The following is a 14,189-nucleotide window of genomic DNA, read 5'->3' as shown; positions in this document are numbered from 1 at the left end:
GCGATCTCAAGCCTGGCGCACGCCTTGAGGGCCTTATCGCCGGCAAGCCGGCTCCTACATAGGGGCGGGCCGGGGCACGTATCAAGGGTGCAGGAAAAAGCGCGGGGTCTGTTTTTTGATGGGGTTGCGACGGTCGCACAGGGGGCGGGGTTGCGGGTAATATGTCGGCCTTTCGCGCAGCCCGTCCTGCGCCCTCGCCGATATAAGCCGACCCCATGCCTTTTGAACTCAGCGTAGACCTGACCACCCTCGCCATCCTCGCCCTTGTGGCTTTTGTTGCCGGTTTCATCGACGCCATTGCCGGCGGCGGTGGCTTGCTCACCACCCCAGCCCTGCTCACTGCCGGGCTGCCACCGCACTTGGTGCTGGGCACCAACAAACTCAGTTCGACCTTCGGCTCGGCCACAGCCAGCTTCACCTTCTACCGACGCAAGCTGTTCCATCCCCGACAGTGGATGCACGCGATTGTCGGCACCCTGGTGGGCGCGCTGACCGGCGCCGTGGTTGCCCATTACCTGCCTGCCGAGTGGCTGAACAAGATGCTCCCGGTGATCGTTTTCGCCTGCGGCCTGTACCTGTTGTTCGGCGGCACGCCCAAGGCGCCCCTGGACAGCGACGCCCCGATCAAGAAGAAGTGGCAATCCACCCAGGGCTTCAGCCTGGGCTTCTATGACGGTGTGGCCGGCCCCGGCACCGGTGCGTTCTGGACCGTCAGCAGCCTGCTGCTCTACCCCATCGACCTGGTCAAGGCCAGCGGTGTGGCGCGCAGCATGAACTTCGTCAGCAACATCGCGGCGCTGTCGGTGTTTGTGTTTTCCGGGCAAGTGGACTGGATCATCGGCCTGAGCATGGGCCTGTCGGTGATGGTCGGCGCGTTCTTCGGTGCTCGCACCGCCATCAGCGGCGGTGCGAAGTTCATCCGACCGGTGTTTATCACCGTGGTCCTGGGCCTGACGGTGCGCTTAGCCTGGCAGCACTGGTTCAGCGTGGCCTAAGCGACGGGCTACGTAGAGGTCGATCAGGTAGCGGGCAATCGAGCGTGACGCCGGCAACGGCGGCAACTGGTGGATGTTGAACCACTGGGCGTCCTCGATCTCGTCCTCCTGGGGCACGATCTCGCCGCCGGCGTACTCGGCGTGAAACCCCAGCATCATCGAGTGCGGGAACGGCCAGCACTGGCTGCCCACGTACTGGATGTTGCGCACCTCGACACTGACTTCCTCACGCACTTCGCGGACCAGGCAGTCCTCGGCAGACTCCCCCGGCTCGGCAAAACCGGCCAGGGTGCTGTAGACCCCGCTGACAAAGCGTGGCGAACGGGCCAGGAGGATCTCGTCGCCCCGGGTCACCAACACGATCATGCTCGGCGAAATCCGTGGGTAGCTGCGCAGGTCGCAGGGTTCGCAGTACATGGCGCGCTCCCGCGGCACCTGGACCATGGCCTGGCCGCAACTGCCACAGAACCGATGCTCCAGGGCCCAGGTGCCGATCTGCGCGGCGTAGCCCAGGACTTTGTACAGGGTGTGGTCGCCTTCGAGCATAAAGGCCCGCAGGCCCTTCCAGCCGCAACCGGGCACGTCCCCGGGGCTCTTGAGTTCCAGCAAATACACCGGCTCACCGTCCAGATGGCCGATGCCATGCTCGGCCAGGACCGACAGGTCCTGGCGCTTGAGCCACTCGCGGGGAAACAGCGCGCCGTTATCGTCGAACAGAAAACCTTCGCGGCTGCGGGCTACAGCCCAGCCGCCCGGTGTTGCGGTGTCCAGTACTGCGGTGGTCCAGCGTGAAGTCATAGTCAATCAATCCAGAAATTCGGGTTTCTGTTTGCTCATATGGGCGGTCATGGCCACGCGCAAATCGTTGGATTGCAGCATGGCGGCGTTCCAGGTGGCGACGTATTCCAGACCGTCGTCGATCCGGTGGTCGCGCATGTAGCTGAGCATTTCCTTGGTACCGGTGATGGCGATCGGCGACTTGGCGGCGATCTCTAGGGCAATGCCCATGACCCCTTCCAGCAACTGGGCGGCGTCGTCGTAGGTGGCATTGACCAAGCCGATCCGCTGCGCTTCAGCGGCGTCGAAGGTGCGGCCAGTGTAAGCCAGTTCACGCAGCATGCCGTCGCCGATGATACGCGGCAAACGTTGCAGTGTGCCGACGTCGGCGGCCATGCCGATATCGATTTCCTTGATCGAGAACTGCGCGTCGGCAGCGGCATAACGCATGTCGCAGGCACTGATCAAGTCGATGGCACCGCCCAGGCAATAGCCCTGGATGGCCGCCAAGACTGGCTTGCGGCAGTTGTCCACGGCGTTGAACGAGGCCTGCAGTTGCAGTATCTTGCGGCGCAGCAGGCGAGCGTTGCGGCCCACGTCCTTGCCCAGTTCATTGGCCACGCCGGCCAGCAGCATCAGGTCGATGCCGGAAGAAAAATGTTTGCCCGCACCACTGAGCACCACCACCCGCACTTCGTCGGTGTCATCGATCCAGCGGAAAATATCGACGATCTCGCTCCAGAACGCCGCATTCATGGCGTTGATTTTGTCCGGACGATTGATCTGCACATGGGCGATTTTATCGGCGAGTTCGACGCGAAAAGCTTGATATTCGGACATGGCAGCGATCCTTGATGGGGTAAAAAGAAGGCCCGAACTATAGCAAGCAGCAGCCCGAGGCAGTAAGGCAGCGCATCCGCCAAATGCGGGACTGGCGGCGCCCCAGTGTCGGCCACACGCCCATCGAGGGCGACGGGCCCAGACCGACCGGGACGACCGACGGCACTGAATTAATCCCGGTTTTCCCACGGTGCGGGATGGACCGGCCTTTAATGGATTGACCGCCACTCAACGGAGTTCGGACCATGCTCATTCGCCCCTCGTTTCACCTCGCCCTACTGCTGCTCGCCGCTTACCTGACGGCAGTCTTCGGCAGCTCCACGGCCCTGGCCGATGGCGAAGAAAGCCCGCCGCCACCCCCCAACTGCCCCAAGGGCCAAGTCTGGGACAGCAAGAACCAGCGCTGCGTCAGCCAGCAAAGCCGGCTGCTGCCGGACAACGATCGCGCCGACTACGCCTATCGGCTGGCCAAGGACGGACGCTACGAGGAAGCCCTGGCGCTGCTCGACACCCTCAGCCAACCCCATACGCCCAAGGCCCTGAACTACCGGGGTTACGCCACCCGCAAGCTGGGGCGCACCGATGAGGGCATCGGCTATTACCTGCAAGCGGTCAAGCTTGACCCGCACTATGCGCTGGTCCGCGAGTACCTGGGCGAAGCCTATGTGACCCAAGGCCGGCTGGACCTGGCCCAGGAGCAGTTGCAGCACATCAAAGGAATTTGCAGCACCACCTGCGAGGAGTATCAGGACCTGGCCCAGGCCATCGCCAGCGCCGGCAAGACCTGAAAGCCACAGGCAAGCGCCTGATCAGAAGCGCCCTATAAGACTGGCAGCCACAGGCGGAAACGCGCGCCGCCCAGTGGCGAGGTCAACACGGTGAGGCTGCCGCCCTGGGCTTCCAGGGCGCGACGGCTGATGGCCAGGCCCAGGCCGAAACCGCCGGTGGAGCGGTCACGGCTGCGGTCCAGGCGGTAGAACGGCTCGAACACCCGCTCACGCTGGTCATCAGGAATGCCGATGCCATCGTCATCGACCCAGATTTCACAGCCGTCATCCCCCACCTGCACCCCCACCTGGATGCGCTTGTCGCAATAGCGGGTGGCATTGCGCAGCAGGTTCTGCAAGGCCCGGGCGGTTAGCCGAGGGTCCAGGGTGAAGCGTTCCAGGGCGCCGTGCAGCAGCACGTCGATGACGATGTCCGGCGACGCCAGTTCATCGTCGACGCTGCCCAGGATGCTGTCGATAAACTCGTCCAGGGCCACCGGCACCTGCTCCGGCAGGCACACCGGGTTCTGCAGACGGCTGTAGGACAGCAACTCCAGTACCAGTTCGTCGAGTTCGCGAATATGCGCCACCAGCCCCTGCAGGCGTTCACGACTGGCTTCGGGCAGCTCTTCGGACAAGGCCAGGGCCAGGCCGAAATCGAGTCGGGTCAGGGGCGTGCGCAGTTCATGGGACACCGCGTTGAGCAGGTCCCGCTGCTGGTTGAGGAGTTTTTCGATGTCCCCGGCCATGGTGTCGAACACGTGGGCCAGGCTGCCGATGTTGGAACGGGCGGGAAGCTGGGTGCGTTCGCTCAAATGCCCCTTGCCGAAGCGCTGGGCGGTGGCCTTCAAGCGTTCCAGGTCGCGCCAGTGCGGGCGCAGCCAGAGCAGCAGGCAGCCGAGCAAGGCGGCGACGATCAATACGTTGATGCCCCAATACAGCAGGTTCATGTCCAGCGGGTCCGGCGGCACGGTGATTTTCACCGCCCGGCGCTGATCCAGGGGCGAAGCGGCCAACGTCCGCCAACCCCAGTCCCCAAGGCGCACCACCTGCTCGCCACGAGCCAGTCGCGCACGTTCGTCGAGGCTGAAACCCTCGTCGTCGAGGGCCACCAGGCTGACGTGCAGCGGTTGGAAATCCTCGTCCAGTTGCTTCGCCAGGGTCGGCCACTGCTCCACCGGCACGCCGTGAAATTGCTTGACCATCAGGGTCTGCAAGCCCCGGGAGTGGTCCAGGTTGTAGTTGAGAAACCGCTCGTGGAAGACCTTGATCACCAGGTCCGGGATCAGGTAGATCGCCGCGCTGAAGGTGACGATGGTAATCAGGTACAGCCGGACCAGGACCCGCAGCATCTCAGCACTCCCATTCGGAGCGGCTGAACAGGTAGCCCTTGCCCCACACGGTCTTGATCTTGCGCGCCTCGCCAGCATGGTCGTCGAACTTGCGCCGCAACTTGGAGATCGCCACGTCCACGGACCGGTCGGTGCCGTTGAATTCAATGCCCCGCAGGCGCTGGAGGATCTGGTCACGGCTCAGCACTTCGCCGGCATGCCGGGCCATGACCACCAACAGGTTGTACTCACCGCTGGACAGTTCCACCAATTGCCCGCGCCAGTGCACCGTGCGTTCGGAGAGGTCGATGCACAGGTTGCCCATCAGGATGCGGTCACTGGCCGTCTGCGGGTCGCTGAGGCTGCTGCGGCGCAACAGGGTGCGCACCCGGGCCAGGAGCACCCGCGGCTCGCAGGGTTTGGTCACGTAGTCGTCGGCGCCCATCTCCAGGCCCAGCACCTGGTCGTGGCTATCGTCCCGGGCAGTGAGCATGAGGATCGGCAAGGTCGCCGAATCGGCACGTAACAGGCGGCAGACTTGCAACCCGTCCAGGCCTGGCAGCATCAGGTCGAGAATCACCAGGTCCGGCGGGGTCGCCCGCGCGCGATCGCGCACCTGGTCGCCCCGGCTGATCACACTGACCTGATAGCCGTTGCGCTCCAGGTAACTGGCAATCAGTTCGGAGAGCGCGCTGTCGTCTTCGACCAGGAGGATGTTGGGCATGGGGGCAAGTCCGGGCAATACGTGGGTGAACGATGGATCGTGATCGCCAGCAAGCCGGCGCTTAAGGCGGCGCGCTGCAACCTGCGCCAATCAAGCCGCAAAGGATATACAACCGAAGCTCCCACGGCGTATTCGCTTCACACTTTTTCACACAGCACCTACACAGCTTCACAACGGCCGGCGTCCTCGCCCCTTAGCATGCCGGGGTCATTATTGGGGGATCCGCATGTCGAAGAAACTGTTTGCGCCACTCTGTCTGCTCGCCCTGGCGCTGGCGGCCTGCGACAAGCCAGCGGCGCCCCCGGAGCAGCCGTTGGCCCAGGTCCGCATCGAAACCCTGGAGAGCCGGCCACTGTCCATCAGCAGCGAACTGAGCGGGCGCATCGCCGCGCCGCGCAGTGCCGAAGTGCGCGCCCGGGTCGCCGGGGTGGTGCTGCAACAGGCCTTCCGCGAAGGCTCGGACGTCAAGCAGGGCCAGGTGTTGTTTCGCATCGACCCGGCGCCGTTCCAGGCCGACCTGGACAGCGCCGTGGCCAGCCTGCGCAAGGCCGAGGCCACTGCGTTCCAGGCGCGCCTGCAAGAGCAGCGCTACGCCCAGTTGATCGACGACCAGGCCATCAGCGGCCAGGAGTACGACAACGCCCGGGCCAATGCACGACAGACCGCCGCTGAAGTCGCCGCCGCCCAGGCCGCCGTGCAACGGGCCCGGCTCAACCTGGGGTACGCCACGGTCACCGCACCGATTGCCGGGCGCATCGGCCGCGCCCTGGTCACCGAGGGCGCCCTGGTGGGCCAGAACGAAAGCACACCCCTGGCGCTGATCCAGCAACTGGACCCGGTGCACGCCGACCTGACCCAATCCACCCGAGAACTCAACGAACTGCGCCGCGCCCTCCGCGCCGGGCACCTGCAGCAGGTCGGCCCGGACCAGGCCAAGGCCACCCTGATCCAGGACGACGGCAGCCTGTACCCGCTGCCCGGCAAGTTGCTGTTCGCCGACATCAGCGTCGACCCCAGTACCGGGCAGATCCACCTGCGCAGTGAGTTCCCCAACCCGGACCTGGACCTGCTGCCCGGCAGCTTTGTCCGGGTGCGCCTGGAGCAGGCGGTCAACCAGAACGGTTTGAGCGTGCCGCAGCAAGCAATCCTGCGTGACAGCGCCGGTGTGGCCCAGGTGCTGCTGCTCGACGCCGAACAACGGGTGAGCCTGCAAAGCGTGCAGCTGGGCGCCGTGCAGGGCGATCGCTGGATCGTCAGCGCCGGCCTCAAGCCCGGTGACCGCATCGTCGTCGAAGGCCTGCAACACGCTCGCCCGGGTGAGCAGGTCGAGATCGACTCGCGCCCTCTTCCCCTTGCCCAGAACCCCGGCCAGTAGGTAGCCCAGCCATGCCGCACTTCTTTATCGACCGCCCGGTGTTTGCCTGGGTAGTGGCGCTGTTCATCCTGCTGGCCGGCGCCCTGGCCATCCCCCAGTTGCCGGTGGCCCAGTACCCGGACGTCGCGCCGCCGTCGATCGAAATCTACGCCACCTACCCCGGCGCCTCGGCCCAGACCCTGGACGAAAGCGTGGTCAGCCTGATCGAGCAAGAGCTCAATGGTGCCGACCACCTGCTGTATTTCGAGTCCAAGAGCAGCCTGGGCAGCGCCACCATCACCGCCACCTTCGCCCCCGGCACCGTGCCGGAACTGGCCCAGGTCGATGTGCAGAACCGCCTCAAGGCGGTGGAGCCGCGCTTGCCCCAGGCCGTGACCCAACAGGGCCTGCAGGTGGAGAAAGTGTCCTCGGGCTTCCTGCTGCTGATCACCCTGACCTCCAGCGACGGACGCCTGGACACTGTGGCCCTCAGCGACTACATGGCGCGCAACGTCATGAACGAAGTACGGCGTATCGACGGCGTGGGCAAGGCCCAGCTGTATGGCGCCGAACGTGCCATGCGGGTCTGGCTGGATCCGCAGAAGCTGCTGGCCTTCAACCTCACCCCGGCCGACGTGAATGCCGCCATCGTGGCGCAGAACGCCCAGGTCGCTGCTGGCAGCATCGGTGACCTGCCGACCCGCAGCACCCAGCAAATCACCGCCACGGTATTGGTCAAAGGCCAGTTGTCGACCCCGGAAGAGTTCGCCGAGATCGTCCTGCGGGCCAACCCCGACGGCTCCACCGTGCGCCTGGCCGACGTGGCTCGGGTCGAAGTCGGCAGCCAGGAATACCAGTTCTTCACCCGCCTCAACGGCAAGCCGTCCACCGCGGTCGGCGTGCAACTGGCGCCGGGGGCCAATGCCCTGAATACCGCCACCCTGTTGCGGGCCAAGATGGATGAACTGGCGCGTTACTTCCCGGAAGGCGTGGAATACAAGATCCCCTACGACACCTCGCCCTTCGTCAAAGTCTCGATCACCAAGGTGGTCTACACCCTGGGCGAGGCAATGCTGCTGGTGTTTGCGGTGATGTTCCTGTTCCTGCAGAACATCCGCTACACGCTGATCCCGACCCTGGTGGTGCCGGTGGCCCTGATGGGCACCTTCGCCACCATGCTGGCCCTGGGTTTTTCGATCAACGTGCTGACCATGTTCGGCATGGTGCTGGCCATCGGCATCCTGGTGGATGACGCCATCGTGGTGGTGGAGAACGTTGAACGCATCATGGCCAGCGAAGGCCTGTCGCCCAAGGAGGCGACGCGCAAGGCCATGGCGCAGATCAGCGGGGCCATTGTCGGCATCACCCTGGTGCTGGTAGCGGTGTTTATCCCCATGGCCTTTATGCCCGGCTCGGTGGGGGTGATTTACCAACAGTTCTCCCTGTCCATGGCCACCTCGATTCTGTTCTCGGCCTTCCTCGCCCTGACCTTGACCCCAGCCTTGTGCGCCACCCTGCTCAAGCCCGTGGCGGCGGGTGAAGTGCATGCCCAGGGCGGTTTCTTCGGCGCCTTCAACCGGCGCTTCGAACAGCTTGGCGCCGGTTATGAGCGCAGCGTGGTCCACGGGCTCAAGCGCAGCGGCCGCTACCTGCTGGTCTACGGCCTGCTGCTGGCGGTCATGGCCCTGCTGTTCAGCCGCCTGCCGTCGTCGTTCCTGCCGGTGGAAGACCAGGGCTACACCATCACCGATATCCAGTTGCCGCCCGGCGCCAGCCAGAACCGCACGGTGCGCGTGGTGGAGCAGTTGGAGGCCCATAACGCCGGCGAGCCTGGGGTTGGCGACAGCACGGTGATCCTCGGCTTCAGTTTCTCTGGCAGCGGGCAGAACGCCGCGCTGGCCTTTACCACCCTCAAGGATTGGTCCGAGCGTGGCAGTGAGGACTCGGCGGCGGCCATGGCCGATCGTGCCAACGGCGCCCTGAGCCAGATCAAGGACGCCGTGGCCTATACGGTGTTGCCACCGCCAGTGGACGGCCTGGGCACGTCCAGCGGTTTCGAGTTTCGCCTGCAGGACCGCGGCGGCCTCGGCCATGCCGCGCTGATGCAGGCCCGCAGCGAGCTGCTGCTGGCAGCGGAGCGCAGCCCGATCCTCGCCAACGTCCGGGAAAGCGCCCTGGCCGAGGCACCGCAAGTGCAACTGCAGGTGGACCGGCAACAGGCCAATGCCCTCGGCGTGTCGTTCGCCGACATCGGCAGCCTGCTGTCCACGGCGCTGGGTTCGGCCTACATCAATGACTTCCCCAACCAGGGGCGGATGCAGCGGGTGGTGGTCCAGGCCGAAGGCGACCAGCGCAACCAGGTGGCCGACCTGTTGCAGCTCCAGGTGCGCAACAACCTCGGCAAGATGGTGCCGCTGTCGGCGTTCGTCAGCGCCACCTGGACCCAGGGCCCGGCCCAGTTGACCCGCTACAACGGCTACCCGGCCATCGCCATTTCCGGCGAGCCGGCCCCGGGCCACAGCACCGGCGAAGCCATGCAGGAAGTCGAGCGCCTGGTGGCCGGCCTGCCCACCGGCCTGGGCCAGGAATGGACCGGCTTGTCGTTGCAGGAGCGCCTGTCCGGCAGCCAGGCGCCGATCCTTTTGGGCCTGTCCCTGTTGATCGTGTTCCTGTGCCTGGCGGCGCTGTATGAAAGCTGGTCGATCCCCACCTCGGTGCTGCTGGTGGTGCCCCTCGGGGTGCTCGGCGCGGTGCTTGCGGTGTCCCTGCGCGGCCTGCCCAACGATGTGTTCTTCAAGGTCGGGCTGATCACCATCATCGGTTTGTCGGCGAAGAACGCGATCCTGATCATCGAGTTTGCCAAGAGCCTGTACGACCAGGGTCACGACCTGATCGATGCCACCGTGCAGGCGGCGCGTTTGCGCCTGCGGCCGATCGTCATGACCTCGCTGGCGTTTATCCTTGGCGTGGTGCCCCTGGCCATTGCCACCGGCGCCAGCTCGGCGAGCCAGCAAGCGATCGGCACCGGGGTGATCGGCGGCATGATCACCGCCACTCTGGCGGTGATCTTTGTGCCGGTGTTTTTTGTCCTGGTGATGAAGCTCACCCGCCGTTCCAAGGGCTAGTCGTTCAGGCCACAAGGGCCAAGCGCAACGCGGCAAGTGCAGTCAGCTTGCCGCGTGCTAAGGTTCGCCAGAACCCATCGCCGGCCCTTCTTCATGCCCCATCCCTTGCGCACCCATCCCCGCCTCAGCAGCGCCGCCCTGATCGGCATCGCCGTGGGCAGCCTGGTCCCGGCCGACTCCCTGGTCAGCAAGATCCTCATCGGCTGGAACGCCGGGGTCTGGACCTACCTGGCGCTGATGATCTGGCTCACCGCCCGGGCCAAGGCCGAGGACGTGAAGCGCATTGCCGAAGTCGAGGACGAAAATGCCGGCCTGGTGTTGCTCACGGTGTGCATCGCCGCCATCGCCAGCCTGGCCACCATCACCTTCGAACTCAGCGGCAGCAAAGACCTGGACAGCCACCAGCGCCTGCTGCACTACGCCTTTACCGGGCTGACCGTGATCGGTTCATGGCTGCTGATCGGGGTGATTTTCAGCGTGCATTACGCGCGCCTCTACTACACCTGGAACGGCAAGGAACCGGCCCTGCGCTTCGCCGAAGGCCTGACCACCCCCAACTACTGGGACTTCCTGTACTTCTCTTTCACCATTGGCGTCGCAGTGCAGACCTCCGACGTGGGCGTCGCCACCCGCAGCCTGCGCAAGATTGTCCTGGCCCAATCGCTGATCGGCTTTTTATTCAACACGGCGATTCTCGGTTTCTCGATCAATATCGCCGCCGGGCTGTTCAGTTGATGGCGCACAAATCTTCTAGACCTGCGCCCTGCCCCGGGCGCTAACTGCCTGGGTTGTACCTCATGCCCACGGATACCCCATGACCACCGCGCACAACTGGATCGATCTGGCCCAGGATGCCGACACCGGCATCGAGACCCTGCGTGCCCATTTCACCGGCCACGCCTACGACCCCCACTGGCACGACAGCTACCTGGTGGGCGTGACCGAACAAGGGGTGCAGCAGTTCAACTGCCGCCGGGCACGGCACCGGAGCACTCCGGGCCAGGTGTTCCTCCTCGAGCCCGGGGAAATCCACGACGGCGACGCCCCCACGGCCGGTGGCTTCACCTACCGCATGCTGTACCTCGACCCGCAGTGGCTGGAGCGGGAACTGAGCGCGGTGTTCGCCGAGGCGCCGATCGACAGTCAACTGAGTTTTGCCAGCACCTTGGCCAGCGATCCCCGCTTGGCCCGGGCCACCAGCGCCGCGTTCCACAGCCTGCATCAGGGCGAATTGCGCATCGTCCGGCAAAGCGCCCTGGACCAATTGCTGGACCAACTCACCGGCCATTTGCACTGGCGCCAGCGTTATCGCGAAGACCCGCGCCTGCCCCTGGTCGCCCAACGCGCCCGGGACTACCTGCATGCCCACGTGCAACACGACCTCAACCTGCAAGACCTGAGCGCCGCCTGCGACATCGACCGTTTCCGCCTGACCCGGGCCTTCAAGGCCGCCTTCGGTTTGCCGCCCCACGCGTACCTGGTGCAGTTGCGCCTGGCCAAGGCACGACGCCTGCTGGCCCGGGGCGAACCTCCAGCCGAGGTGGCCATGGCCCTGGGTTTTGCCGACCAGAGCCACATGGGGCGCTGGTTCGTGCGCGCCTACGGCCTGACGCCCGCGGCTTATCGCAAGCGCTGCACAAAGCTTCCAGACGCCTGAGCGGCCAGAGCTGAAGATCACCCTCCTTGATCTTCAACGGAGCCTGCCTGCCATGTTGTCCAGCGTCCCCAGCCTGCTGCCCTTTGTGCTGTTCGCCTTTGTCGCCTCCATCACCCCGGGGCCGACCAATATCCTGATTCTCAGCAACAGCGCCCGCTACGGCTTCAGGGCCGCACTGCCGATCATCCTCGGTGCCGGGGTCGCCGCGACCGGCATTGTCTGGCTGGTGGGCAGCGGCTTCGGCCAGGCCCTGACCCGTCACCCGGCCCTGCACAGCGTCATGCAATGGGTCGGGATCCTTTGGCTCAGCCACCTGGCGTGGCAGATCTTCCGCGCCCCGACAGGCCCCCTCGACCCGCGTGCGGCCGAGACCGGCCAACGACGCCTGGGCCTGTTGGGCGCTGCTGCGCTGCAATGGATCAACCCTAAGACCTGGATGATGGCCCTGGCCGTGGCCAGTGTGTTTGCCGGCGAAGGCAGCGAGCGCCAGGGGCAGGTGCTGAGCCTGTCCCTGGCGTTTCTCTTGGTGTCCTTGCCGTGCCTGGGCGCCTGGGCCGTGCTTGGCGCCGGCTCCAGCCGTTTGCTGCGCTCAAGCCAGGCCATGCAGCGTTTCAACCGGGGCATGGCCCTGTTGCTGCTGGCCTCGGCCTGGTTGAGCCTGTGGGCCTGAACAGCCTGTCAGCGCGGGCCTGCGGTCAGACCACGAACCGCGCGACCATGGCATTCAGGTTCACCGCCAGGCGCGACAGCTCATGGCTGGCGGCGCTGGTCTGGTTGGCACCGGCAGCCGACTGGGTGGCCAGGTCGCGGATGTTCACCAGGTTGCGATCCACCTCGCGGGACACCTGGGCCTGCTCTTCCGAGGCGCTGGCGATCACCAGGTTGCGCTCGTTGATGCGATGGATGGACTCGCTGATCTGTTCCAGGGCCACCCCGGCGGCACGGGCCATTTCCAGGGTGCTCTGGGTGCGCTGATTGCTTTGCTGCATGGATTGCACCGCTTCGCCGGTGCCGTTCTGGATGCCAGCGACCATTTTTTCGATTTCCTGGGTCGACTGGGCAGTGCGATGGGCCAGGGCCCGAACCTCGTCCGCCACCACGGCAAAACCGCGCCCGGCCTCGCCAGCCCGCGCCGCCTCGATCGCTGCGTTGAGGGCCAGCAGGTTGGTCTGCTCGGCGATGGCGCGGATCACGTCCAGCACCTTGCCGATGTCCCGCCCCTGAGTGGCCAGGCCTTCGATCATCAACGAGGTGTTTTGCACGTCGTGGGTCATGGTCTGGATCGCGTCGACGGTGTCGACCACCCGGTCGCGGCCTTCACGGGCCGCCTGGGTGGACTGTTGGGACGCCTCTGAGGTGGACACCGCGTTGCGCGCCACCTCTTCCACGGCCGCGGTCATCTCGTTGACGGCGGTGGCCGCCTGCTCGATTTCGTTGTTCTGTTGTTGCAGACCGCGAGAGGCCTCTTCGGTCACGGCGCTGAGTTCTTCAGAAGCCGAAGCCAACTGGGTGGCCGAGCCGGCAATCTGCTCGATGGTGCTGCGCAAGCTGGCCTGCATCTCGGCCAGGGCCTTGAGCAAGCGGGTCGCTTCATCATTGCCGTCGACTTCAATGGCTTGCGTCAGGTTGCCACTGGCAATCGCCTGGGCCGCCACCAATGCCTTGTTCAGCGGCGTGACGATGCTGCGGGTCAGCATCAGGGCCAGCAACACCGTGAGCAGCGCGGCGATCACCACCACCACGATGATCCCGGTAATGGCGCTGTCGTAGTGCTGGCCGGCAGCATCGGACGCCTGCTTGGCCCCGGCGGTATTGAACGCCACCAGTTTGTTCAACTGTTCGCCCATTTTGTCGGTGCCGTCCTTGATCCGGGTGTTGATCAAGTTGCGCATCTCATCCAGCTTGTTCTGCCGCGACAGCTCCAGCATCTGGTTCTGCGCCTGCAGGTAGTCGCTCAAGGTCTGGGCAAACACGCTGTACAGCGCCGCCTCATCGGCACCGGCTGGCAACGCAGCGTAGCTCGCCTGGGCGATTTTCAGCTTGTCCACCAGGGCGCCGATGCGCGCCTCGGCCTCTTGCAGGGCGGCGGGATCACGGTTGACCAGGACCCGGAACGAAAGAATGCGCATGCGCAGGACGTTCTCCGTCACATTGCCCAGAAAGCCCACACTGGGCAGTTGGTTGCTCTCCATATCCAGGGAAGCCTCACGAATCAGGCCCATGCGATTGACCGCGAACATGCCAAGGATGATCACCAACAGGGCGATGAAGGCAAAACCCAGGAAAGCGCGAGGTGCGATATTCATGTGACGTAGGGACATAGGATGACTCTCGACAATGGAGGGACTGCGAGCATCCATGCAGTAGGCTCTGTCGCCCAACAGCACAGGGTCCGACAGCTGGGCACCACCGTTGTTATTGATCTGTGGGCCTATCCGAGGTATCGGCCGAAGTTGAGCTTTTATGTGGCTGTTTATGAAATATATTTTTACCTATGACACCTGTCTCAGCCTTGAAACACGCGGCCTCCGGCTGAATCGTTAAAGCTGGAACGGGCGTTCTGCATTGACGGCAGGCAAACGCCCTTTGCCCAGGTTTTAGTGCGGCATATGGCCATCA

The 14,189-nt window shown here is 64.9% G+C and carries 12 protein-coding genes and 1 pseudogene; 7 read left to right on the top strand and 6 right to left on the bottom strand.

Annotation, left to right across the window (positions count from 1 at the left end; all coding sequences use genetic code 11):
- Positions 1–215 precede the first annotated feature (215 nt).
- A complete protein-coding gene (locus tag M1B34_RS27860) occupies positions 216–995 on the top strand; it encodes a TSUP family transporter (RefSeq protein ID WP_123333400.1) in 780 nt (259 codons plus the stop codon).
- On the opposite strand, the gene nudC is transcribed toward M1B34_RS27860, so the two are convergent.
- On the bottom strand, positions 963–1,793 hold the full coding sequence (nudC, locus tag M1B34_RS27855; protein ID WP_268266803.1) for an NAD(+) diphosphatase: 831 nt from the start codon (positions 1,791–1,793) through the stop codon (positions 963–965). The genes M1B34_RS27860 and nudC overlap by 33 nt on opposite strands.
- 6 nt (positions 1,794–1,799) lie before the next feature.
- The gene (locus M1B34_RS27850) at positions 1,800–2,612 is read right to left on the bottom strand and encodes a crotonase/enoyl-CoA hydratase family protein (protein WP_268266802.1); all 813 of its coding nucleotides are present in this window, start codon (positions 2,610–2,612) and stop codon (positions 1,800–1,802) included.
- A gap of 245 nt (positions 2,613–2,857) precedes the next feature.
- Between M1B34_RS27850 and M1B34_RS27845 the strand changes: the two genes are divergently transcribed.
- Positions 2,858–3,400 (top strand): tetratricopeptide repeat protein, encoded by a 543-nt coding sequence (locus tag M1B34_RS27845; protein WP_268266801.1) that lies wholly within the window; start codon positions 2,858–2,860, stop codon positions 3,398–3,400.
- 32 nt (positions 3,401–3,432) lie between these two features.
- On the opposite strand, the gene M1B34_RS27840 is transcribed toward M1B34_RS27845, so the two are convergent.
- Both M1B34_RS27840 and M1B34_RS27835 read right to left on the bottom strand, forming a co-directional pair.
- Positions 3,433–4,731: an ATP-binding protein gene (locus tag M1B34_RS27840; RefSeq protein ID WP_268266800.1), complete on the bottom strand. Its 1,299-nt coding sequence runs from the start codon at positions 4,729–4,731 to the stop codon at positions 3,433–3,435.
- Between the two features lies 1 nt (position 4,732).
- Positions 4,733–5,434: a response regulator gene (locus M1B34_RS27835; protein WP_268266799.1), complete on the bottom strand. Its 702-nt coding sequence runs from the start codon at positions 5,432–5,434 to the stop codon at positions 4,733–4,735.
- Positions 5,435–5,660: 226 nt separating this feature from the next.
- Here M1B34_RS27835 and M1B34_RS27830 point away from each other — a divergent pair, with 226 nt between their 5' ends.
- The 5 genes from M1B34_RS27830 (at position 5,661) to M1B34_RS27810 (ending at position 12,240) form a co-directional block, all read left to right on the top strand.
- Positions 5,661–6,809 carry an efflux RND transporter periplasmic adaptor subunit gene (locus M1B34_RS27830; RefSeq protein WP_268266798.1) on the top strand — a complete coding sequence of 383 codons (1,149 nt, stop codon included), beginning with the start codon at positions 5,661–5,663 and terminating at the stop codon, positions 6,807–6,809.
- An 11-nt stretch (positions 6,810–6,820) separates the two neighbouring features.
- Complete coding sequence (locus tag M1B34_RS27825; protein WP_268266797.1) at positions 6,821–9,913, top strand: efflux RND transporter permease subunit; 3,093 nt, start codon at positions 6,821–6,823, stop codon at positions 9,911–9,913.
- Positions 9,914–10,006: 93 nt separating this feature from the next.
- Entirely contained in the window at positions 10,007–10,648 is a 642-nt protein-coding gene (locus M1B34_RS27820; protein WP_123333415.1) for a DUF1345 domain-containing protein, read from the top strand.
- Between the two features lie 79 nt (positions 10,649–10,727).
- Complete coding sequence (locus M1B34_RS27815; RefSeq protein ID WP_268261371.1) at positions 10,728–11,570, top strand: AraC family transcriptional regulator; 843 nt, start codon at positions 10,728–10,730, stop codon at positions 11,568–11,570.
- A gap of 52 nt (positions 11,571–11,622) precedes the next feature.
- Positions 11,623–12,240: a LysE family translocator gene (locus M1B34_RS27810; protein WP_268266796.1), complete on the top strand. Its 618-nt coding sequence runs from the start codon at positions 11,623–11,625 to the stop codon at positions 12,238–12,240.
- A 25-nt stretch (positions 12,241–12,265) separates the two neighbouring features.
- On the opposite strand, the gene M1B34_RS34205 is transcribed toward M1B34_RS27810, so the two are convergent.
- On the bottom strand, positions 12,266–13,129 hold the full coding sequence (locus M1B34_RS34205) for a methyl-accepting chemotaxis protein (RefSeq protein ID WP_425273551.1): 864 nt from the start codon (positions 13,127–13,129) through the stop codon (positions 12,266–12,268).
- A pseudogene (locus tag M1B34_RS34200) lies at positions 13,124–13,876 on the bottom strand (MCP four helix bundle domain-containing protein); the annotation flags it as partial. The pseudogene M1B34_RS34200 and the gene M1B34_RS34205, both read right to left, overlap by 6 nt.
- Positions 13,877–14,189 lie beyond the last annotated feature (313 nt).

This window comes from Pseudomonas morbosilactucae (assembly GCF_023241715.1).
In the GTDB taxonomy this organism is placed as follows: Bacteria; Pseudomonadota; Gammaproteobacteria; order Pseudomonadales; family Pseudomonadaceae; genus Aquipseudomonas; species Aquipseudomonas morbosilactucae.
This window is presented reverse-complemented; position numbering and strand designations above follow the sequence as displayed.

What these genes read in the sequence shown, in the direction of transcription:
- M1B34_RS27860 (WP_123333400.1), top strand. Translation starts at nt 216, where the DNA reads ATGCCTTTTGAACTCAGCGTAGACCTGACCACCCTCGCCATCCTCGCC.
- nudC (WP_268266803.1), bottom strand. Translation starts at nt 1,793, where the DNA reads ATGACTTCACGCTGGACCACCGCAGTACTGGACACCGCAACACCGGGC.
- M1B34_RS27825 (WP_268266797.1), top strand. Translation starts at nt 6,821, where the DNA reads ATGCCGCACTTCTTTATCGACCGCCCGGTGTTTGCCTGGGTAGTGGCG.
- M1B34_RS27815 (WP_268261371.1), top strand. Translation starts at nt 10,728, where the DNA reads ATGACCACCGCGCACAACTGGATCGATCTGGCCCAGGATGCCGACACC.
- M1B34_RS34205 (WP_425273551.1), bottom strand. Translation starts at nt 13,129, where the DNA reads ATGCAGGCCAGCTTGCGCAGCACCATCGAGCAGATTGCCGGCTCGGCC.
- M1B34_RS27835 (WP_268266799.1), bottom strand. Translation starts at nt 5,434, where the DNA reads ATGCCCAACATCCTCCTGGTCGAAGACGACAGCGCGCTCTCCGAACTG.
- M1B34_RS27850 (WP_268266802.1), bottom strand. Translation starts at nt 2,612, where the DNA reads ATGTCCGAATATCAAGCTTTTCGCGTCGAACTCGCCGATAAAATCGCC.
- M1B34_RS27840 (WP_268266800.1), bottom strand. Translation starts at nt 4,731, where the DNA reads ATGCTGCGGGTCCTGGTCCGGCTGTACCTGATTACCATCGTCACCTTC.
- M1B34_RS27820 (WP_123333415.1), top strand. Translation starts at nt 10,007, where the DNA reads ATGCCCCATCCCTTGCGCACCCATCCCCGCCTCAGCAGCGCCGCCCTG.
- M1B34_RS27845 (WP_268266801.1), top strand. Translation starts at nt 2,858, where the DNA reads ATGCTCATTCGCCCCTCGTTTCACCTCGCCCTACTGCTGCTCGCCGCT.
- M1B34_RS27830 (WP_268266798.1), top strand. Translation starts at nt 5,661, where the DNA reads ATGTCGAAGAAACTGTTTGCGCCACTCTGTCTGCTCGCCCTGGCGCTG.
- M1B34_RS27810 (WP_268266796.1), top strand. Translation starts at nt 11,623, where the DNA reads ATGTTGTCCAGCGTCCCCAGCCTGCTGCCCTTTGTGCTGTTCGCCTTT.